Annotated in this window: 18 protein-coding genes; 12 read left to right on the forward strand and 6 right to left on the reverse strand. The window is 49.9% G+C overall.

Features of this window, described 5'->3' with window-relative positions:
* The first annotated feature begins 134 nt into the window (after nt 1–134).
* Nucleotides 135–1,376, forward strand: a complete 1,242-nt coding sequence (locus ACYVBJ_RS13315) for a NupC/NupG family nucleoside CNT transporter (RefSeq protein ID WP_460982793.1) — start codon at nt 135–137, stop codon at nt 1,374–1,376.
* A 42-nt stretch (nt 1,377–1,418) separates the two neighbouring features.
* On the opposite strand, the gene ACYVBJ_RS13320 is transcribed toward ACYVBJ_RS13315, so the two are convergent.
* The gene (locus ACYVBJ_RS13320) at nt 1,419–2,501 is read right to left on the reverse strand and encodes a DUF4369 domain-containing protein (RefSeq protein ID WP_460982794.1); all 1,083 of its coding nucleotides are present in this window, start codon (nt 2,499–2,501) and stop codon (nt 1,419–1,421) included.
* Nucleotides 2,502–2,632: 131 nt separating this feature from the next.
* Here ACYVBJ_RS13320 and ACYVBJ_RS13325 point away from each other — a divergent pair, with 131 nt between their 5' ends.
* The gene (locus ACYVBJ_RS13325) at nt 2,633–4,327 is read left to right on the forward strand and encodes a fatty acid--CoA ligase (protein ID WP_460982795.1); all 1,695 of its coding nucleotides are present in this window, start codon (nt 2,633–2,635) and stop codon (nt 4,325–4,327) included.
* A 35-nt stretch (nt 4,328–4,362) separates the two neighbouring features.
* Nucleotides 4,363–4,854, forward strand: a complete 492-nt coding sequence (locus ACYVBJ_RS13330; protein ID WP_460982796.1) for a metallophosphoesterase family protein — start codon at nt 4,363–4,365, stop codon at nt 4,852–4,854.
* Nucleotides 4,855–4,924: 70 nt separating this feature from the next.
* On the opposite strand, the gene ftsH is transcribed toward ACYVBJ_RS13330, so the two are convergent.
* Both ftsH and rsfS read right to left on the reverse strand, forming a co-directional pair.
* Nucleotides 4,925–6,955, reverse strand: coding sequence for an ATP-dependent zinc metalloprotease FtsH (gene ftsH, locus ACYVBJ_RS13335; RefSeq protein ID WP_460982797.1), 2,031 nt, complete (start codon nt 6,953–6,955; stop codon nt 4,925–4,927).
* Nucleotides 6,956–7,113: 158 nt separating this feature from the next.
* The gene (gene rsfS, locus ACYVBJ_RS13340; protein WP_460982798.1) at nt 7,114–7,509 is read right to left on the reverse strand and encodes a ribosome silencing factor; all 396 of its coding nucleotides are present in this window, start codon (nt 7,507–7,509) and stop codon (nt 7,114–7,116) included.
* A 108-nt stretch (nt 7,510–7,617) separates the two neighbouring features.
* On the opposite strand from rsfS, the gene ACYVBJ_RS13345 reads away from it, so the two are divergent.
* Nucleotides 7,618–8,382, forward strand: a complete 765-nt coding sequence (locus tag ACYVBJ_RS13345; protein WP_460982799.1) for a biotin--[acetyl-CoA-carboxylase] ligase — start codon at nt 7,618–7,620, stop codon at nt 8,380–8,382.
* 47 nt (nt 8,383–8,429) lie between these two features.
* Here ACYVBJ_RS13345 and pafA read toward each other — a convergent pair whose 3' ends face one another.
* A complete protein-coding gene (pafA, locus tag ACYVBJ_RS13350; protein WP_460982800.1) occupies nt 8,430–10,076 on the reverse strand; it encodes an alkaline phosphatase PafA in 1,647 nt (548 codons plus the stop codon).
* Between the two features lie 197 nt (nt 10,077–10,273).
* Between pafA and ACYVBJ_RS13355 the strand changes: the two genes are divergently transcribed.
* Nucleotides 10,274–11,062 (forward strand): sterol desaturase family protein, encoded by a 789-nt coding sequence (locus ACYVBJ_RS13355; RefSeq protein WP_460982801.1) that lies wholly within the window; start codon nt 10,274–10,276, stop codon nt 11,060–11,062.
* Nucleotides 11,063–11,090: 28 nt separating this feature from the next.
* Here the strand turns inward: ACYVBJ_RS13355 and ACYVBJ_RS13360 are convergent, their stop codons facing one another.
* On the reverse strand, nt 11,091–12,065 hold the full coding sequence (locus tag ACYVBJ_RS13360; RefSeq protein WP_460982802.1) for a polyprenyl synthetase family protein: 975 nt from the start codon (nt 12,063–12,065) through the stop codon (nt 11,091–11,093).
* A gap of 248 nt (nt 12,066–12,313) precedes the next feature.
* Here ACYVBJ_RS13360 and ACYVBJ_RS13365 point away from each other — a divergent pair, with 248 nt between their 5' ends.
* The gene (locus tag ACYVBJ_RS13365) at nt 12,314–13,309 is read left to right on the forward strand and encodes a patatin-like phospholipase family protein (RefSeq protein WP_460982803.1); all 996 of its coding nucleotides are present in this window, start codon (nt 12,314–12,316) and stop codon (nt 13,307–13,309) included.
* A gap of 225 nt (nt 13,310–13,534) precedes the next feature.
* On the opposite strand, the gene ACYVBJ_RS13370 is transcribed toward ACYVBJ_RS13365, so the two are convergent.
* Nucleotides 13,535–16,930: a TonB-dependent receptor gene (locus ACYVBJ_RS13370; protein ID WP_460982804.1), complete on the reverse strand. Its 3,396-nt coding sequence runs from the start codon at nt 16,928–16,930 to the stop codon at nt 13,535–13,537.
* Nucleotides 16,931–17,260: 330 nt separating this feature from the next.
* Between ACYVBJ_RS13370 and ACYVBJ_RS13375 the strand changes: the two genes are divergently transcribed.
* The 6 genes from ACYVBJ_RS13375 to ACYVBJ_RS13400 all read left to right on the forward strand — a co-directional run bounded on the left by ACYVBJ_RS13375 (nt 17,261) and on the right by ACYVBJ_RS13400 (nt 21,580).
* Complete coding sequence (locus tag ACYVBJ_RS13375; RefSeq protein WP_460982805.1) at nt 17,261–18,034, forward strand: alpha/beta fold hydrolase; 774 nt, start codon at nt 17,261–17,263, stop codon at nt 18,032–18,034.
* Nucleotides 18,035–18,043: 9 nt separating this feature from the next.
* Nucleotides 18,044–18,745 (forward strand): SAM-dependent methyltransferase, encoded by a 702-nt coding sequence (locus ACYVBJ_RS13380; protein ID WP_460982806.1) that lies wholly within the window; start codon nt 18,044–18,046, stop codon nt 18,743–18,745.
* A 60-nt stretch (nt 18,746–18,805) separates the two neighbouring features.
* Nucleotides 18,806–19,444 carry an MBL fold metallo-hydrolase gene (locus tag ACYVBJ_RS13385; protein ID WP_460982807.1) on the forward strand — a complete coding sequence of 213 codons (639 nt, stop codon included), beginning with the start codon at nt 18,806–18,808 and terminating at the stop codon, nt 19,442–19,444.
* Nucleotides 19,441–20,130 carry a CDP-diacylglycerol--serine O-phosphatidyltransferase gene (gene pssA / locus ACYVBJ_RS13390; protein ID WP_460982808.1) on the forward strand — a complete coding sequence of 230 codons (690 nt, stop codon included), beginning with the start codon at nt 19,441–19,443 and terminating at the stop codon, nt 20,128–20,130. Before ACYVBJ_RS13385 ends, pssA begins: the two co-directional genes overlap by 4 nt.
* 87 nt (nt 20,131–20,217) lie before the next feature.
* A complete protein-coding gene (gene purS, locus ACYVBJ_RS13395) occupies nt 20,218–20,469 on the forward strand; it encodes a phosphoribosylformylglycinamidine synthase subunit PurS (protein ID WP_460978882.1) in 252 nt (83 codons plus the stop codon).
* Nucleotides 20,470–20,572: 103 nt separating this feature from the next.
* Nucleotides 20,573–21,580, forward strand: a complete 1,008-nt coding sequence (locus ACYVBJ_RS13400; RefSeq protein ID WP_460982809.1) for a 3-oxoacyl-ACP synthase III family protein — start codon at nt 20,573–20,575, stop codon at nt 21,578–21,580.
* Nucleotides 21,581–21,589: the final 9 nt, after the last annotated feature.

Consider the following 21,589-nt stretch of genomic DNA (forward strand, 5'->3'; position numbering starts at 1 on the left):
AGCGTTAGCAGTCAGCAAATCGGAGGTTTCTGCCCTCCCAGGTTGAGGTACTATTCTCTCTGTCCGTTCCTCGCTGCTAACGCTGAATTCGTTATCTTCGCCAACTTAACTGAAACTTCGTCTTACCTTCATTAATGGATCGTTTTACCGGCCTGATTGGCATTGTATTAATTCTTGGCATAGCCTATGCCCTTTCTGATAATCGTAAAGCTATAAATTTCCGTACCGTCGGCGTTGGCTTAGCGCTCCAGTTTGGCCTTGCGGTGTTTATTCTAAAAACCCCCGTCGGCCAGCAAGTTTTCCAGACGCTCGGCGTGTATGTCGACAAGCTCCTGCAAAAGGCGGGTGCTGGTGCTGAGTTCGTCTTCGGTCCGCTTGTGAAGCGGTATTTACTTTCCCAGGCTTTCGGCACCGACAATAATTTAATTTTCTTTTTCCAGATTATTCCGACCATCATTTTTGTAGCGGTGCTGGTGAACATTTTCTATCACCTGGGCATTATGCAGCGGGTCGTTGCGGTAATGGCTCGGGTCATGAAGTGGCTGATGGGGGTAAGCGGTGCAGAAGCACTCTCGAACGTGGCCAGTACGTTCGTTGGTCAAGTCGAAGCTCAGATCATGGTGAAACCGTATCTGAACGGGATGACGAACTCGGAGCTGCTGGCTTCAATGAGTGGGTCGTTCGCCTGTATTGCCGGGGGCGTATTAGCCGTGTATATTTCGTTGGGGGTGCCCGCCCCCTACCTGCTGGCCGCTAGTATTATGGCCGCTCCGGGTGCGTTAGTAATCAGCAAGATCGTAATGCCCGAAACTGGCGTTTCCGAAACGCAGGGTACGGTTAAGGTCGAAATCAAAAAATCGCACGCAAACCTGCTGGACGCCATTGCCGCTGGTGCCAGTGAAGGCCTGAAAGTGGGCTTTAACGTAATAGCCATGCTGATTGGCTTTATTGCTTTGATCGCCCTGATCGACAGCCTGCTGTTCCGGTTTGGCTTTTATGTGTTGGGTATGGACAACCTCAGCCTGAATATGCTGTTAGGCAAGCTATTCTCGTTGTTCGCCTGGGCCATGGGCGTACCGTCTAAAGACATTGAGGCCGCCGGGGCATTGATGGGTACCAAAATGGTAGTTAACGAGTTTGTAGCCTATCTGGATCTCATAAAAATTCGGTCAACACTCGACCCGAAAACCATTGCCATTACCAGTTTTGCGCTCTGCGGCTTTGCCAATTTCAGCTCAATCGCTATTCAGGTGGGCGGTATTGGTGAGTTAGCCCCCCATCGCCGAAGCGACCTCGCCCGACTTGGGTTTAAAGCTCTGATCTGCGGCACACTCGCCAGCTATATGTCGGCTACGCTGGCCGGTCTGTTGCTATAACTCGACTCGATTCATGCAGCTTTCACACAGCTACTCAACAAATTAGGGTTTGTTAAGTAGCTGTTTTAGTTTGGCGTCAAGTTCGGATACAGACAGATCACGCTCAAGCACCGTTTTATCTGCGCCGAGCAGTACGTTGTCGGGCATCCGTTTAACCGCAAACGCGTCTATGACCGGGTCTGAAGGCTTCAACAAGCTAAACGCTTGACGCCACGGCAAGCAATCTCTTACCCGATTCGCTTGCCAAGTTTGCCGGTCAGGCTCAAAGCAGATCGTGATTATGTCCAGTCCAAGTGAATGGTACGTTTCATAGAGCTTTCTTAACGCAGAATGACGTTCCTGGCACGTATGCAGCGTAAGGCTGGCAAAATCAATCAGGATTAATCGGCTTTCTAATTTTGATAAAGTTATCGTATCATTAGTCAGGCTTATAAGACTGAAATCAGGCGCTTTTTTACCAGGTTGTCTTTGCAACAATACCTGCTGGATGGATTTGTAAGTCGGATAATTTGAAAAGGTGGATAGCTTAATGAATAAACTCCAGGCCTGTTTGTACGGAAATCTGTTGTAGCTATCACTAAACTTGTACCAACTGAGGCCCGATGTAGGGTTGTTTTCTATTTGCTGCACAAGCATTTTTTCTATAACAACCTGCAGAGAATCTATCATTCTCCTGTAGCGCAGGCCGGTTAACGAATCGCTCGCACTAAACGCTTCATAAGCCTGCCTATACAGTTCCGTCGCGAATTCATTTCTCTCAGAAGCTTTATTTTTCTCCTGACGCCACAGTTCTGATTCCGGGGATCCTGAAATCACAGTCTGAACGGCGGCCTCTGGATCATAGGCAACAGCGATTTGGGGCGAGTCAAGAAACAACGTAATATCTTCCTTGTTGCCCTCCACCCAAACGTAGGCAGGGCAGGGTTCGGCGAGCTTTACGATGAACGTAGCACTCCGGTTGTCAATCGTAGCGGTATCAATACCCTGTTTACGTCCCAGCGGACTGCTGACAAGAATCGCTTGTTTACCATTCCAGGCTTTCGGAAAGAAGCAGGTAATTTTGCTCGCAAACTGGGCTTGAGCCAGAGTTGCGCTGAACAGGAACACGATGAGTAACAGCCTCATTTGTATACTACCAGTAAGATTGTCTAAAATTAACTTTTGTTTCCAACTTTATCATGTAGGCTTATTCGGCCATACTTTTGGTTTATTCAAAGAGTTACTAGTAATATAGACATTATGTACCGTCAATGACCATGATACAAACCAAATTGATTCCCCGCACGGCTGAGGCCCATGAACCACCGATGCTAATTAAGAGTCTGCTCGCTCAATCGTTAAAATACGAACCTCAGCGCGAGATTGTCTATCGTGATCTGTTTCGGATGAATTATATCGAGTTCAATCAGCGCGTTCGGAAACTGGCTAATGTACTGACTGAACTCGGGGTTAAACCAGGCGATACGGTTGCGATGCTTGACTGGGACAGCCACCGCTATCTGGAGTGCTTTTTTGGCGTAACGAGTATGGGAGCTGTGTTGCATACCGTCAACGTGCGTCTATCCCCAACGCAGATATTGTACACGATGAATCACGCCGAAGACAAGATCGTACTGATTCATGAAGACTTTCTACCCATTTTAACGGCCATCAAAGGGCAGTTGACCACGGTTGAGAAATACGTCTTGCTCAGCGATAAGGTTTATACAGCCCCTGCTGCAACCACCGAAGTCTCCGAAGGCTTTTCCGGCGAATACGAAGCCATGCTGAAGAGTGCTTCCGATCAATACGAATTTCCGGACTTTGACGAAAATACCTGGGCTACTACGTTCTATACAACGGGTACAACGGGTAATCCAAAAGGCGTTTATTTTTCACACCGCCAGTTGTTCATGCACACGGTTGGACTTTTAACCTACATTATCGGGTACGAAGCTATGCCCTTCAAAGGGTCTACAGACGTGTATATGCCCATTACGCCCATGTTTCACGTACATGCCTGGGGCTTCCCGTTTCTGGCGACGATGATGTCAGCCAAACAGGTATACCCAGGTCGTTATGAGCCGGAGCTTCTGCTAAAGCTACTGGTTACGGAAGGCGTAACCTTATCCCACTGTGTACCCACTATAATGAACATGCTGGTCAGTAGTCCGGCCGCGCAGAAATACAGAGATAACCTGAGCCGCTGGAAAGTCTTGATTGGCGGCTCTGCACTCACAAAAGGGCTGGCTAAAGCGGCTACGGAACTGGGCATTACCGTTTCGCAGGGATATGGCATGTCCGAAACGGCTCCTGTGACCGCCATTGTGTATTTAAACGAACTTGAAAAGCAACTCTCCTTTGATGAACAGATCGATTTACGGACGCGGGCTGGTCGCATTTCGCCCTTTGTGGAGATGCGCCTGATGGACGATGACGGTAACTTTGTTCCGCACGATGGTCATTCCCTGGGCGAAATTGTCGTTAAATGTCCGTGGGCAACGCAGGGGTACTATAACGACGCCGAGCGGGGCGCCGAACTCTGGAAAGGTGGCTGGCTGCATACCGGTGACGTAGCCAGTATTACGCCCGACTACTGGGTGATGATTGCTGACCGCACTAAAGACGTAATAAAAACCGGGGGCGAATGGGTATCGTCGCTGGATATGGAAGACGTATTGTCGCAGGTTGAGGGCGTGGCTGAATCGGCGGTTATCGGACTGCCCGACGAACGCTGGGGCGAACGCCCACACGCGTTGATTGTGCAAAAACCGGGCTATACGCTCTCTTCCGAAGGCATCAAGGCAGATCTGCAAGCCAAAGTTGATACGGGCGAACTTCACAAATGGTACGTACCCGACCGCATTGTTTTCGTTCCGGAAATCCCTAAAACAAGTGTCGGCAAAATCGATAAGAAAAAGATACGGGCCGAGATGAAAGAGTTAATTTTAGGATCAGCTTCAATCGAGTAAAACGTAGCCCGGATGAATCTGGGCTACTTCCTGTTATGATACGTATCGGTTTACTTTCTGACACACACAGCTACCTCGACCCGCAGATTTTTACGCATTTCGCCGAATGTAACGAAATCTGGCACGCGGGCGATGTCGGCAACTTAGCTATCGTTGAGCAGTTGAGTGCCTTCCGCCCCCTGCGAATTGTCAGCGGAAACATTGATCAGGAGAGTATTCAGCTACCCGCCCATCTGCACTTTACCCTCGAAGGCGTGAGGGTCTGGATGACTCACATCGGCGGTACGCCCCCAACCTATAATCCGGCTGTTCGATCAGAGATTCGGCTTAACCCGCCCGATGTATTTGTGTGTGGGCACTCCCATATTTTAAAGGTTACCCGTGACTCCGCCAGAAACAATCTTTTATTCATTAATCCGGGAGCGGCTGGCAAAACCGGGTTTCATCTAACCCGAACGGCGGTTCGTTTTACATTAGATGCGGGTCGTGTCACCGATATGCAGGCGATCGAGTTAGGCAAACGATAAAGCGTGAAACCATCTACAGCAAAAAGCCCCTGCTCAGTGAGCAGGGGCTTTTTGCTAAACAATTTATACTCTATAAAGGCAGTGATTCGGGTTCGGTTTCGGCAGGTTTTGCCTCTTTACCAATTTCCTCTTTCACTTCTTCAGCAACACCTTTGTTTTTATAGGCTTGATAAACGGTTTCGCGCTCGAACGGACGCTTGCCAATCAGGCGAACGAGGTCATTTTGATAAAGAATTTCTTTTTCAAGCAATTCCTTCGCAATCACCTCCAAGGCTTCCCGCTTATCGGTCAGCAAATCTTTGGTGCGATTGTATGCTATGTCAACAATCTTACGAACCTCTTCGTCAATGTGCTTGGCTGTTTCTTCCGAATACGGCTTGTTGAACGCATAGTCCGATTGTTTCGAATCATAGAATGAAACATTACCAATCACATCATTCATACCGTACATGGTTACCATGCTGTAGGCCAGCTTAGTAATCCGTTCCAGATCACTCAAAGCTCCTGTCGAGACCTTACCAAAAATAAGGTCTTCGGCCGCCCGACCACCCAGCGCCATGCACATTTCATCCATTAGCTGCTCGGTCCGGTACAGATACTGCTCACGCGGCAGGTACTGAGCGTAGCCAAGTGCGGCAACACCGCGGGGTACAATCGTCACCTTCACGAGCGGATCGGCGTGTTCAAGGTACCAGCCAGCCACTGCGTGGCCCGCTTCGTGATACGCAACGATTTCTTTCTCTTCCGGCGAAATGAGCTTGTTCTTTTTCTCCAACCCACCAATTACCCGGTCCATAGCGTCCTGGAAGTCTTTCATATCGACGGCTTCCTTATCACTACGTGCGGCAATCAGCGCAGCTTCGTTACAAACGTTGGCTATTTCAGCCCCGGCAAAACCCGGTGTCTGAGCCGCTAATTCTTTAGGATCTACATCAGACGCTAGTTTAATCGGCTTCAGGTGAACCCGGAAAATGGCTTCACGACCAACGATGTCTGGTTTGTCGATACTGATCTGACGGTCGAAACGGCCGGGACGCTGCAAAGCCGAATCCAGTACGTCCGGGCGGTTGGTGGCAGCCAGGATAATGATACCCGAATCAGTGGCAAACCCGTCCATCTCTACCAGCAGCGAGTTCAGCGTGTTTTCGCGTTCATCGTTGGCACCCGGCATTGAACCACGGCCCCGCGAGCGACCAACCGCGTCGATCTCATCGATAAAGATGATACAAGGCGCTTTCTCTTTTGCTTGTTTGAATAAGTCACGCACCCGTGCCGCCCCGACTCCTACGAACATCTCGACGAAGTCAGAACCCGACAGGGAGAAGAACGGAACACCGGCTTCCCCGGCAACGGCTTTCGCCAGTAGAGTTTTACCCGTACCCGGAGGGCCTATCAACAAAGCTCCTTTCGGAATTTTAGCGCCGAGTTTGGTAAACTTCGTCGGGTTTTTCAGGTAATCGACAATCTCCTTGATTTCTTCCTTGGCTTCATCCAGACCCGCTACATCGTTGAAGGTAATTTTCACCTTGTTATCGGCGTCGAACAGAGCCGCTTTGGATTTACCAATATTGAAGATCTGACCACCGGGGCCACCAGCTCCAGACATACGTCCGAGCAAAAAGTACATCGCCAGAATCATCACAATCAGGAATCCCCACGTACTGATGATACTGCCAAAGTCACTTCGCTGCTCGAATCGATAATCAATCTTTTCGTTGTCAGGAACGCCCTGCTGGATAGCGTCTAAGTCTTTCTTAAAAGTCTCCCCAGATGCAATCTGAAACTGGAAGTGCGGGCCATGGTTGGAACCGAAATACGGCTTATCGGAAAATAAGTTACGGTATTTAGGACTCTGCGCAGCCTGCTGCGTAAGCGTAACTTCAGCAATCTTATCGTTGACGACCACCACTTCGGCTACTTCACGATCTTTAACCATTCGCTCAAACCGCTTCTGCGAGGTTTCACGAGTGGCTGAGCTTTTATTGAAGAACGTAATGCCAAGGATGGCGGCAATCAGCAACGCAACAATCCACCCCTGAAAGTTGGGCTTGCGTGGGCCTCCACGGGGTACTAAAGGATTTCTATTATTGTTTTCTGCCATTTCCTCAGGTTGTACAAACGGATTTCAAAGGGTAACACCGTTTCACAGCCGATTGTTTCTGCTGTGAAACGGTTAGGACAAGCGGTAAACTCATCCCATAAACGGCCATTTATGCGGAACAATTGCCCGCCATCAAAGGCCTCTTTATCAAAACGCTATCAAGATACAGGTACCAGGTCGTTATCGTCAATGTACTGAATTTCGGCGTCGCCCCAGAGCTGTTCAAGATCATAAAACGACCGTCGGTCTTTCTTGAACACATGGGCCACTACGTCTACGTAATCCAGCAGAATCCATTCCCGGTTCATCTTACCTTCCCGGTGCCAAGGGTCCTGATGGCTTATTTTGTAAACTTCCTCTTCTATAGATGTTGAGATCGCGTCGATCTGCGTATCGGAATTTCCCGAACAGATTACAAAGTAATCACAGATGGCGTTTTTAACGTTGCGCAGGTCCATGATTACAATGTCCTGCCCTTTTTTTTCCTGCATGCCCCGGACAACAAAATCCCGGATTTGCTCGGCGGTGTATTCACTGGTTTTGTTAATTCTCATGCTTTCGGTTTAACATTGCACGATAAGCGTATCAGCGGGTGCGTTGCTTGCGGGCTCAAATACCCCCGGCACCATTCATTTGCTTCCCTCTACTAAACTAAACAAATTTTGTACAAAATCCATCCCAAAACGCTTTTTGTTGGGCAAATAGTCCAATACCTGCCAAGCTGTCAGTCAACTAACGACGAAGCGTCCGATTTGATTGCTTCTCAGGATCCGGCCGAAGGCTTAATCGTTGTAACGGATAACCAAACAGCCGGTCGGGGGCAGCGAGGTAACCAATGGGAAGCTAAACCCGGCGAGAATCTGACATTCTCGCTGATTTTAAAGCCGTCGTTTTTGTCAGCTACTGAACAGTTTTGGCTAAACATCGCTGTTTCGCTGGGCATCCACGACACTTTGGCCTCTCTGCTCAACAACGTCCGCATTAAATGGCCAAACGATCTTTACGTTGGCAATCAAAAGCTGGGCGGTATACTGATTGAGAACACCTTGCAGGGATATAACATCGGTTGGTCGGTAGTTGGTGCCGGATTGAACGTAAATCAGACAGAATTTACGTATCCAACCGCAACGTCCCTGCAACAGCAAGCCCCACTATCCGCCGGGTACGATCTGCCGGGCCTGCTAAGCCGGTTGAGCGAAAGCCTCGAGCAGCGGTACCTGCAACTCAGAGCCGGGCAGCGCGACGCCTTAAAAGCCGCGTACCTGCAAAGTCTGTTCCGGTATCGGGAAGAACATCCCTTCGTGGCGAATGGCATCTCTTTTCGCGGTATCATCACGGGAGTAGACGCCGTAGGCAGACTCGTTGTGTCGACGGTTACCGGCGAGAAGACATTTGACTTTAAAGAGATTGTCTTCGTCCTGAGCTAACTGTGTTAACTGAGGACGAAGGTCCGTGAGGAGCTAGTAGCTAGTGTTTACTTCGTAGCGATGGCTTCGGGTACGGGATTGCCGATCGAGCCGCTTGGCTCAAGAATGCCTAACAAAGCGGCAATGGTCGGCGCAATGTCATGAATGTGGGTCCGGCGAAGCAGTTGTCCGGGCCGCACTCCCCAGCCGTATAGCAGAAAAGGCACGTGTGTATCGTAGGCGTATACGGTGCCATGTGTAGTGCCCCGGCTACGTCCTTCAAACCAGCCGGGCTGCTGCATGACGTAGAAATCACCGCTTCGGTTGGGATGATACACGTTCCGGAACAGGTTTAGGTGAAGTTCAGGAATAGCTACTGCCCCCAGATTGTGCAGGTTTATTACGTTCACCACGCCCCGCTGTTTCAACAAAGTAGTCCGAACCAGTTCATATACGTCCTGTAACGCAATTTTCTTTTCGGCCAGCAGAGCATGGTTCATGTGAATCTGCTGATTCAGGTACGTGAGCACCCACTGCCCCGGACCGTATGCTTTTTCGAGCGCTGACTTGACCGCTTCGCTCACCTCTCCATACCCCTTAACGTCCGCTGGGATCCGGTACAGCTGGGAAAAAGCCGGCACATCGGCCGCTCCGTGGTCCGCCGACAGAAATGCGACCCACTGCCCCTTGCCGACCGTAGCATCGAGCTGGTTCATCAGATCGGCTAGTTGCCGATCAAGCCGCAGGTACTGATCTTCTGTTTCGATGGCGTGGGTACCAAAAGCATGACCGATGTAATCGGGTGATGAGAAGCTCACACATAACATATCCGTTACGTTGCGCTGACCGAGCTTTTCGGCTTTCAACGCGGCCAGGGCAAATTCCTTGGTCAACTGATCGCCGTATGGGCTGGACCGCAGCACCTCATATTTGTTGCTGCCAGTCTGCACCACAAATTCATGCGGAAATACAGGTTTCGGTTCGCCCGGCAGCGTTGCTTCGTAGGGCTGATCGTCGGTAGTACTTTCGGTGTATTTATCAAGCGCCAGCAGCGGAGTCCATTTTTGTTGCATGAATTGCTCGGGCAGCTTGCGCGCGTTAAACGCCTGCACCCACTGCGGCAATTCCTTCTGATAGAATGTACTCGAAATGAAATTACCGTCTTTCGAATCGAACCAGTAGGCGGCATTAGCTGCGTGCCCCGCTGGTAGTATAGCCCCCCGATCTTTCAGGGCAATGCCAATTACTTTAGCCCGGCCATCGGTCGCTAATTTCAACTGATCGCCGATGGTGGTTACGAGCATGTTTCGGGGCGACATCTTGCCGGCTGATCCGGTATTTCCTACCGTAGTGACCGTAGTATCTTCGGCGCAGTACATAATACGACCAAGTCGGTGATCATAAAAATCATTACCAACAATACCGTTTAAGGCTGGTGCCGAGCCCGTATAAATTGCGGCATGGCCAGGACCGGTATACGTAGCGGCATAATGATAGTGGTTGTTACGGGCATTGAAGCCACCATCCATCAGACGCCGGAACCCGCCGGTCGTATATTTATCGTAATAGCGGTAGAGGTAATCATACCGCATTTGGTCGACAACAATGCCGACAACAAGTTTAGGACGGGCAATTCCAGCTGATTTAGGGGTTTGGGCAAAAGAGGTCGCTACCACAAACATCGGTAGCATTAAGATCGAAAGACGCAGACGCATGGGCCGTTCCGTTGAAGGTTAGAAACTGCCGCAAATGTATAAACAATTTAGTGGGTAGCCGCACCGCGTTTGGCGAACGTAATGCACCGGATTCTAACGATTTTCACTAAATTGATTGGGTTACATTCCGACTGAGTGAACACTGACGAACCGATTCAGTTGAGTATACTAGAGCCTTGCAACTAGCTTTTGGTGTCATGATTGAAATTAACAGCCCGGCTACATTGTGGCTAACAGCCCTCTTGTTTTTCCTGGCGATTTTTGGGCGATACGTTTTATTTTCTCTGGCTTTCTGGTGGCTGTTTAAGGTATCCATGAAAGAGCAGTTTGCGCATCGTGCCGTGCAGACGCGCCCCCGCAAACCCGGTCAGGATCGGCGGGAAATAGGCTGGTCGCTGTTGACATCGCTCATTTTCACGGCTATTGCCGTCGGCCTGATCCTGGCGTACCAGAACGGCTACACCAGGATCTATACGGATATCAGGGCGTATCCGCTGATCTGGTACCCGGTTAGTATCGTTCTGGTCATGTTCATTCACGAAACGTATTATTATTGGCTGCACCGCTGGATGCACCGACCCGGAGTGTATCAGTGGGTGCATAAAACCCATCACGACAGTATTACAACCTCTCCCTGGACGGCCTTTTCGTTTCATCCGACCGAAAGCACGTTGCAGGCCATTGTGATTCCGGCGCTTACGTTCATTCTGCCACTTCACTTATCAGCCGTAGGGTTGTTGCTGCTGATTATGACTGTTTCGAGCGCCGTAAACCACCTGAACACCGAAATTTATCCGCGCAATTTCGATCGGCACTGGTTGGGGCGCTGGCTCATTGGCGCAACGCATCATAGTTTGCACCACGCTCAGTTTCGGTTCAATTATGGGCTGTACTTTACCTTCTGGGACAAGTGGATGAACACTGAGAGCCCGGATTTTCACAAACTTTTCACGCAGAAGACGGCGAAGAAAGTAGAGTCTGACTAATGAAGGGATGAACGTATCGAACCAACGATTACTTACTTCGGTCGATGGTGTACTGCACCAGTTGATGCAGGGATTGCCGGTAGGGAGATTCCGGAAAGGAATTTAATAGTAATTGAGCCTGCGCTACGTACTGGTTCATGGCTTCGGTTGCGTACTCAATACCTCCTGAGTTTTTGACGAACGCGATGACGTCATTCACTTTTTTAGGATTACCACTCTCGTTCTTGATAATGTTGATGACCCGGCGCTTTTCCAGAAAACCAGCTTTGTTAAGCGCGTAGATAAGTGGCAGGGTCATTTTTTTCTCTTTAATGTCGATACCCAGCGGCTTGCCAACTTCTGCCGTGCCGTAATCGAACAGATCATCTTTGATCTGAAACGCAATGCCTACTTTTTCGCCGAAGAACCGGGCTTTTTGAATTGTTTCCGCATCGACACCCGCCGAACGGGCGCCTACTGCACAACAGGCCGCAATCAGCGAGGCTGTTTTCTGGCGAATGATCTCGTAATAAACGGCTTCGGTAATATCCAGCCGACGGGCCTTCTCGATTTGCAGCAGTTCGCCTTCGCTCAACTCGCGCACCGCAGTCGACACAATCTGAAGCAATTCAAAATCCCCGTTATCGACCGACAGCAGTAACCCGCGCGACAGCAGATAATCACCAACTAAAACGGCAACTTTGTTCTTCCAGAGTGCATTGATGGAAAAAAAACCGCGCCGGTAGTTCGAGTCGTCCACTACGTCATCGTGGACGAGGGTAGCCGTGTGTAACAGTTCAATGAGCGAGGCACCCCGGTAGGTAGATTCGGTAATCTGACCGCACACGCCCGCCGTCAGAAACACAAACATGGGCCGCAGTTGCTTACCCTTCCGTTTCACGATATAATTCATGATCTGGTCGAGCAGCATAACGTCACTTTTCATTAAGTCCCGGAATTTCTGCTCAAACAACTTCATTTCAGCAGCAATCGGAGCTTGGATGTCAGCGACGGTAAGGGCCATTTTTAAGAAGCAGGTGGTAATCTTCGGTGGGCGGTTTACACTAAAAAGGAATGAACGCTTATGAATGGTTCACCGCTTCCGAAAAACAGCCGCCTAATTTTTGGCAAGTATAGCAAGGAAAGTGCAGACCGGAAAAAACGCACCCGCAAAAGCAGATCGGTGACTACGTATTGTCTGGTAAAATTCGTTTTGTTTACGAATCAAAAATTGCCAACTTACTACCGTACTGTGGCGCAGCCCTTTCTTCTATGATCGATAATCCAACCCCACCTTCACCCTCCTCCAACGCAGCGGCCTCGCCATCCATTCCTCCTCGCAAAGCACTCGTTCTGGGTGGCGGCTCACTGAAAGGGGCTTTCCAGGCGGGGGCGGCCATGGCACTCTTCGAGTCAGGCTTTGTGCCCGATCAGCTGTACGGTATCTCAGTAGGTAGTTTGAACGCTACGTTTATTGCCAACGAAGCGGCTCGCCAGCAGGCCGAAACCGGGCAGGTCAACTGGACAAAAGTTGGCAAATATCTGATCGAATTCTGGATTCGGAATATTACCAAACCCGACGACGTAGCGGTTATTCGATCGCGCTTCCGGATGGGCTACAATACGCTCATGAGCCGCTTTGACGGCCTGCTCGACAACTCGCCTATTCAGAACCTGATTCGTAATCACGTTGACCTGGAAGCCCTCAAAACCGGCCCAGTCTGCCTTAAAGTGGGTGCCGTCGATATTGTCAATGGCGATATGCTGTATGCCGATGCGAATGACCCGAACTTTCTCGACTTTGTGTACGCCAGCAGTTCGCTACCCTTTCTAATGCCCGCGGTGCAGATCGGGGGCGATCACCGAAAAGCGTTCCTGGACGGCGGGTTACGGGAGGTAGCTCCCTTACGGGTTGCGATTGAAGATGGTGCCACCGACATCGCCTGTGTCGCCTGCCACGCGAAGAAAATTTACAACGAGAAATTTAATTACCGGAATCTGCTTAACCTGATGGATCGGGTGAAAGATATTACCGTCAATCAGTTGGTAAACAATGACATTGCCTGGGCCGAACGATTTGCGGAGCGAGAACACCTCCACGGCCGAACGCTGAAACTCACCATCATTCGACCTACCGAGCCGCTCTCGCTTAATTTGATGAAATTTACGTCTGAAGACATCGGCCGCGTAATCGTAGCGGGTTATCAGGCAGGTGTCGACGTACTGCGTATGCGAACGCTGGACAGTGAAGCGCCCGTTCTACCCTGATCTGTTCCTGTTAACGTAATAAAAAGGCCTTAAGTCAGCTGGCTTTGCCCGGTTAGGGCGATACGCTAACACTTTTTCGAACACGGACTCTGAAGGCCTGCAGCTCCGTGTGTACAGCCTCGTATAAACGGTCAAAATAAGAAGGACCGAATGTAGGTTTCAACACGGTATAAAAAAACCGCCGGAGCAATCCGGCGGTTTTCCTTTTTACTTGTGAGCAATTAGTTAGAACAAGTAACGAACGCCAAGCTGAGCCTGCCAAACGTTATCGATCGTTATACTCTTTACAAACGAATCTCTCAACAGGATTGTCCGGTTAGTGCCATTTTCGACAACTGACTGCGTTCCCATGCGGTAGGTTGGTACACCAGCTGCGCTAACACTCGCCAGCGACAATGGGCTCGATGATGTATTCTGCCAGCCTACACCCCATTTATTATTGAGCAGGTTACCAACGTTCAGAATGTCAGCCCGGAATTGCAGTGTATGGCGGGTTCCTTTAGAACCAACGCGTACGTAAACCTCCTGTATAGCCGTGAAGTCAAAACGGGTCAACCAGGGCGCGTAACCACCGTTCCGTTCAGCGTACTGACCACGACGAGTCTTCAGGTACTCATTACCATTAATATAAGCATCAAAAGCCGCTTGCTGCTGTTCAGGCGAGTAGGTTACAGCTGATGTACCCGATCCTACGGTTAGAGGAGCGAAGGTCAACTCAGATGCGCTCTTTGGCACATAGATCAGGTCATTGCTTGTCTGACCATCGCTGTTCAAATCGCCACCAACGACGTAAGAAGCTTTATAGCCACTGGTTGATTGCATACCCAGCGTAAAGGTGGTCGAACCACCGAATTTGCCACCGTAGTTCAACCGATAGTTCACATAGCCGATAATCCGATGACGCAGATCGTTGTCACCGTAAGACATGGTCAGATAGTTCTGACCCTGTATGGTCGGCGTGTTACCAACAACCGTGCTACCTACTAATTGCAAGTCTCTTGCCTGTCCATAGGTGTACGCTACCATTCCACCAAAACCATTTACGGCGGGTTTTTCCAGCTTACCAGTCAATGTATATGAATCACCTACGTTTGTATTTTTCAACACAAAGGCATTCGTATTGTATGGATAATTAATGTAACGAGCGGTGTTAATTGCAGCAGTACCTGTTACACCTGAAGCCGGGAAAAGATTTCGTGTGTCTGGGCCGCTCAACTGACGGGTTGGGCTAGCTAAGTTAGCGTCGATATAACGAAGTGCCTGAATTGTCTTATTATAAATGGCTTCAACCGTTCCAATCAAACCCCAGGGTAAACGCTGGTCGACAGCCAGGTTCGTTTTCCAAACCATTGGGTATTTTAAGTTTTGATCAGTTGCATTAACCGCATAACCGGTCAAACTCCGGACATCAGTGGTGACCGCGGGTAATAAACCGGCTGGCAATTTGCTAGGATCCGTAACAAATGGAATGTTGGTATTCTGGAAGTTATATACGCCAGTATTTACACCATTATTACCCAATTGGTTAGAAACTAACACTTCAGGGATACGGGAAACGAAGATACCGCTACCGCCCCGAAGCTGCGTGGTTTTATCTCCTTTAATATCCCAGTTAAAACCAACCCGGGGCGAAACCAGCAGACGCGCTTTAGGGAATGCACCCGTGTTTAATTTATATGGCTGGTTGTTTTCGTCTTTATAATTAAGCTCGGCTACCCGTGGGTTATTAAAGTTGGCAGCCGTTGAGTTATCATAAGCGAAGATATCCGCCCGTACACCAGCGGTCACTTTAAACGTAGGATTGACCTGGAACTCGTCCTGTACGTATGCACTATACGTACTCCGACGCAACGTTTGCAGTGGTTCAGCTCCTCCTGGCACCAGCGAGTAACGTAGGTTATACTGTCTTACCGTTACAGGCGACGTAGCAGGTGGTGTTCCACCTAGTGAAGCCAGCGCTGCAGTTTTGAAATCCTCAATCGAGTTATACACATACACACCGTTCGACGCCGGGAAGAACACGTTGTTCGATGTATATTTCTCGTACGACAGACCTAACGTCAGCGTGTGTTTTCCTGCGAAGTAGCTGAAGTTGTTGGTGATATTCAGCGTCGAATAGTTCAGCTTGTTGTTTGGCGTAAAGGGATCAAAGCCAATCGACGTATAAGTCGTATTGTCTTTCAGAATATCGATGGTCGGGAATATATCTGTCCGATAAGTTCTGTCTTCGATTTGCTTGTTATACGTAGCGACTAATTTGTTAGCAAACTTACCGCCGAACGTAGAGTTCAATTCTACAGCAATCGAGCGGGTGTTATCCGCAATCTTATAGCCTGTATTCTGCGGAGAAAGAGCGAGGTTACCAGAATAAGCACCGGTAGAATAACCGGTACGGTTACCAAAACCTGCGGTACCGCTGCTGTTACTGTTGCTGATCGACTGATCCGACTCAGAATTATGGTGAGAATACCGCACCGCAAGTTTATGATTGTCGTTGATGTTCCAGTCAAGACGTAGCAGCCCTTTTATGCTTTTAACGTCATTGTTGTAGTTATCGATTGCGCCAAGATCACGGTTAAAGTTCGTTTTCATGAACTGGCTAAGATCCTGTAGATCAGCCGCTGTTACGCGAGAAACGTTACCCGTTGCACCCGGCCGATTAGCTACCCAATCCAAAGCGGGATTGCTGCTGTTGTACTGTTCTACGTTTGCGAAGAAGAACAGTTTGTTCTTAATGATCGGACCACCAACCCGGAAGCCTTGCGTCTTCTGGTTGATCGTAACCGGAGGCAGATCTCTGCCATCCGCTTTCTTACCAGCTAAGCTGTTGTTACGGAATAGGTAGTAAACCGATCCTGAAAAATCGTTCGTTCCTGAACGAGTAACCGCATTGATACCAGCCCCTGAGAAGCCCGTCTGGCGAACATCATAAGGTGCTACGTTTAATTGAATTTCATCTAAAGCATCCAACGAAACGGCCGTAGTACCTGTGCGACCACCAGCCTGTGCTGAACTACCTAATCCAAATCCGTTATTAAAAACCGCCCCATCAATAGTGATATTGTTGAAGCGAGGATCCTGACCACCAAATGACTGGCCATTACCATAAGCGTTATACTTCGTAATGTCGTTGATAGTCCGGCCCAGCGTCGGAATGGTATTGATCGTTTGACGACCATACGAGGTTGCTGCACCAGTCCGTTCGGAACTGAAAATATCGCTCCGGGTGCCTGATATAACAACTTCCTGCAATTGCGCACTAGCATCTGACAGAATAAAGTTTACGTCAGCGGCAGTACCCAGATTCGTAAAGACTCCTTCTTTAACCTGATCCCTGAAACCAACAAACGTAGTCGTTATCCGGAAAGGTCCACCCACGCGAACACCAGGAAGCGTGTAACGGCCTGATGCGTTTGTCGTGGTCCCATACCGACTCCCGGAAGGTTCGTGAATGGCGACCACGGTAGCACCGGGCAATGGCGCGCCTTTATCATCGTTTACTTGCCCATTGATCACTGCGGTCGTAACCTGTGCCATCACCCCACTGCTACAGAATAGCACGAAGAGCATACTGCTGAACAGCAACGAGGCTGCCTTCCCATGCAGTAATTTTTTAAACATAGAAGTGTTTGGTTTGATTGATTTTTGTTTGGGGTCCATTACTTAGGGAACGGTCCAATTTTAATGCAAAGATCAGTTATTTTTTTGGGGCATACAAAGCATCTCTCCTTAAAATAATACTACATATAATAAGTTTTCGGCCAAAAAACGTGGAATAAGCCAAAATCTAGCGGTTTAGGTGCTATTCTTATATGTTAAGTTTGTGTTAAGCCACTTTTTGCTCAGATTTAGAAAAAAACGAGACTTCGAACCATTCTCGAAAGTTGAGCGTAAATCAACCAAGAAAAGGTTGGCGTCCTCTGGTTATCTGACCCAGCCTTACGAACGAATATGAAGCTATTTTATCGACAAACGGGCGACACGGGTCCGGCTATAGTCATTCTACACGGCGTTTTTGGCTCATCGGACAACTGGCTCACCACCAGCAAAGCAATAGCCGCCCGAGGCTGCCGCGTATTCGCGCTTGATCAGCGAAACCACGGTCAGTCCCCCCGCGCTGAAGATCACGACTATCACGGTATGGCCGATGATTTGCACGAATTTCTAATTGACCACCAGATCGACCGCCCTATACTGGTGGGCCATTCGATGGGCGGAAAGGCCGTGATGCAGTACGTAATGGCTTATCCGGGTACGTTCGCGAAGCTGGTTGTGGTCGATATTGCGCCTAAGTTTTACCCGGTTCACCACGCTGAGCTCATACGGGGCCTGAAAGCGATTGACCTGGCCGGTATAACCAGCCGCAGCGAAGCCGACGCCATTTTGAGTAAGTACGAGCCGCTGCTGACGGTACGTCAATTTCTGTTGAAGAACCTGTATCGGGATAGCCAGGGGCGATTTGACTGGCGACTGAACCTGCCCGTTATTGAGCGGGAACTGCACGGCATTGGCGAAGAGCTTACAAATCCACGTATCGTGACGGAACCGACGCTGTTTATCCGGGGCAGTGAGTCACCGTACATCCTAGATACCGATATTCCCGCCATTAAAAGTATGTTTCCCAAGGCGCAGATTGAAACCATTCAGGACGCAGGCCACTGGGTGCAGGCCGAAAAACCGGTTGAGTTTGTCGAAACGCTGATAAAATTTGTTGAACACAGTTAAAGCTTACGAATGCCAACGCTGTATCTGATTCCTACCCTCCTCGCCGACGATACGTTCGAGCAGGTTCTTCCGCCTACTATTCGGGAAATAATTGATAAGACGGATGCGTATTTTGTGGAAAACCTCCGGTCGGCCCGTCGGTTTATTACGGGCTTGAAAACGAGCCGCGTCATCGACGGGACTTTGTTTCACGAACTCAACAAAGACACCCCCCCTGCCGATACGCGCCGACAGATTCAGGAACTGATGGAGCGAAAACAGAACGCAGGAGTGCTTTCCGAAGCAGGCTGTCCGGGCGTAGCCGACCCAGGTGCGGTTGTTGTCAGTATGGCTCATACGCTGGGGTGGCGTGTAGAGCCGCTAGTAGGCCCCTCCTCAATTCTGTTGGCGCTCATGGCTTCCGGCATGAGTGGGCAATCGTTTATCTTCCATGGCTATTTACCCATCGACCGGCAGGACAGAGCCCGGTCGATACGTCACCTCGAAAAAGAAGCGCAGCAACGGCAGCAAACTCAGATTTTCATGGAGACGCCGTACCGAAATGATGCTCTGTTCGCAGATGTAGTCGCAAACTGCCAGCCCAACACACGCCTGTGTGTAGCCTGTAACGTAACGGCTCCGGATGCGTTCGTACGCACGCTGACGATTCGGGAATGGAAATCGCAGACCCCCGATTTGCGCAAAAAACCGACGGTGTTCCTACTTTTGTAACGTAACGCGGCCCAACCCCGCTCCTATTCTTCTCAAACGCGGCTTCATCCGCGTTAGCTTATGATTCAGGCTTTTGAGTTTTCGCCTTTTCAGGAAAATACGTACGTGATCGCCGATGACGCAACCGGCGAGGCTGTCGTGATCGACCCCGGCTGTTACGAACAAGCGGAGAAAGAAGCACTTAGCCGCTTCATCGACGAGCGTAAGCTAACGGTCAAGTCTATCCTGCTTACCCACGCTCACCTCGACCACGTGTTCGGCTGTGCGTACCTGAAGCGCAAATATGGGGTTAAGGCGTACCTGCACGAGCTGGATATGGTGATTTATAATGACGTACCCGCCCGTTGCGCGCTGTATGGACTGCGTGCCTACGAACCCTCTACCATCGATGGGTTTTTGAAAGAAGGCGAACAGATTCACGTGGGCAATACCGTTCTGGACATAGTGTTTACGCCTGGTCATGCGCCGGGCCACGTAGCGTTTATCAATCACGCCGATCGATACGTTGTCGGGGGCGATGTTTTATTCCGGGGCAGCGTTGGCCGCACGGACTTCCCTTATTGCAACCACGCCGACTTGCTTAACAGCATTCGAACGCAATTTTTTACCTTACCCGACGATTACGTTGTTTATCCGGGCCATATGGACCCCACAACGATTGGGCAGGAAAAGCGCACTAATCCATTCGTACGGGCATGAAAGCACTACTGAAACACCTGCCCAACGCCATGACCTGCGGCAACCTGCTGTGCGGCTGCATCGGGCTGGTTATGGCCTTACGCGGTCACCTGGAGTGGGCGGCCTGGTTAATTGGAATTGCCGCCATTCTCGATTTTGGCGATGGCTTTGTCGCTCGGCTGGTTAACGTATCGGGACCTTTTGGCAAAGAGCTGGATTCCCTGGCCGATGTGGTTACGTTCGGGGTTCTTCCGGCAACGATCGTCTTCCAGCTATGCTGGTTTCAGGAGTTAGGTTCCTTGTCTTACCTGGCCTTCCTGATCGCCGTGCTGTCGGCGCTGCGGCTGGCTAATTTCAACATCGATACGCGCCAGTCGGAATCGTTCATTGGACTTCCCGTTCCGGCGAACGCTATGCTGATTGGGGCCTTTCCGCTGATGGGGCGTTACCAGCCTCAGTTTGATGCGATCTGGCAAAACGACATTGCCCTGGGCATGATGATCGCGTTCTCATTTATGCTGGTTTCGGACGTACCGCTTTTCGCCCTGAAATTCAAATCCTTCAGCTGGGCGGAGAACCGGATTAAGTTCAGCTTTTTGCTGGCATCTGCCCTTCTGCTCATATTTTTGCAGTTTGCAGCCATACCCCTGATCATTCTGCTTTATATCCTTGTTTCACTAATTTTTAATGAGCGAAAGAGTGAATGAGTGAAAGAGCGGCCCGGCGGTTAACAAAGTACGGGTAAGCCTATATCCTTTCACTCATTCACTCTTTCGCTCATTCACTCTTTACAAATGAAATACATCGCTGAAATTAACATCATGACCCGCCCGGAAATTCTGGACCCGCAGGGAAAAGCCGTTAAACTGGGTTTACACAATCTCCAGATGGATTCGATTGACAACGTACGTATCGGAAAACACGTCCGCTTGGAAGTCGACGCTGAAACAGAAGAAAAAGCGCGTGAAACCGTTGATTCCGCCTGCCGTCAGCTACTGGCCAATCTCATCATGGAGAATTATTCGTTTGAACTTCATGCAGCCTAGCACCGAAATAGGCTAAATTCGGTTTTCCTTTGAACAGCCGGTATACATGGGAGAATACCCTCCCGAAAAAAGACTATTTTTGCCGACTGGTCTCCATCAACGAATGAATACGGTTTACTCAAAAATTACGGGCTTAGGGTATTATGTACCTGACAATGTCGTCACCAACGATGACCTGAAACAATATATGGATACCTCCGATTCCTGGATTCAGGAGCGGACGGGTATCCAGCAACGGCGTTTCTTTACGTATGGAAAAGAAACGAACGCCAGCATGGCCACAGCTGCCTCGCGTATGGCCATTGAACGAGCCAATCTGACCCCTGCCAATATTGATCTGATTGTGTATGCCACCATAACCCCGGATTATTTCTTTCCGGGATCGGCGTTCCTGATGCAACGCGAACTGGGGCTGGAAGGCATCGGCGTCATTGACATCCGTAACCAATGTTCAGGCTTCGTGTATGCGCTGTCTATTGCCGATCAGTTCATCAAAACCGGTATGTATAAACGCATACTGGTTGTCGGTGCCGAAATTCAGTCAACCTGGATCAACAAGAGTACGGCTGGCCGGGGCGTCGCGGTTATTTTTGGCGATGGAGCGGGCGCAGCCGTCGTTGAAGCGACCACTGACCCAGAACATCGCGTACTATCGACGCATTTACACGCCGATGGACGTTATGCCGAAGATCTGTACGTGAAAGAGCCGGGCAGCAGCCGACCCGATCGGGCGGCTACGAAGCAGATGGTCGACGAAGGCGGTTTCGACGTAGTGATGAACGGCAATGCCGTATTTAAACACGCTGTGGTTCGTTTTATGGAAGTTATCAACGAAAGCCTGACAGCCAATGGCTTCCAGGCCGACGATCTGGCGTTGTTGGTTCCTCACCAGGCGAATATCCGTATTTCGGGCTACGTTCAGCAGCAGATGAAGCTGCCCGACGAGAAAGTGTTTAACAACATTCAGAAATACGGCAACACCACAGCGGCTTCAATTCCGATTGCTTTAACGGAGGCCTATGACCAGGGCCGCATCAAACCCGGTGATCTGGTTTGCCTGGCGGCCTTCGGCAGCGGGTTTACCTGGGCATCGGCGCTGATCAAATGGTGATCTCACCCA

Source organism: Spirosoma fluminis (assembly GCF_054778895.1).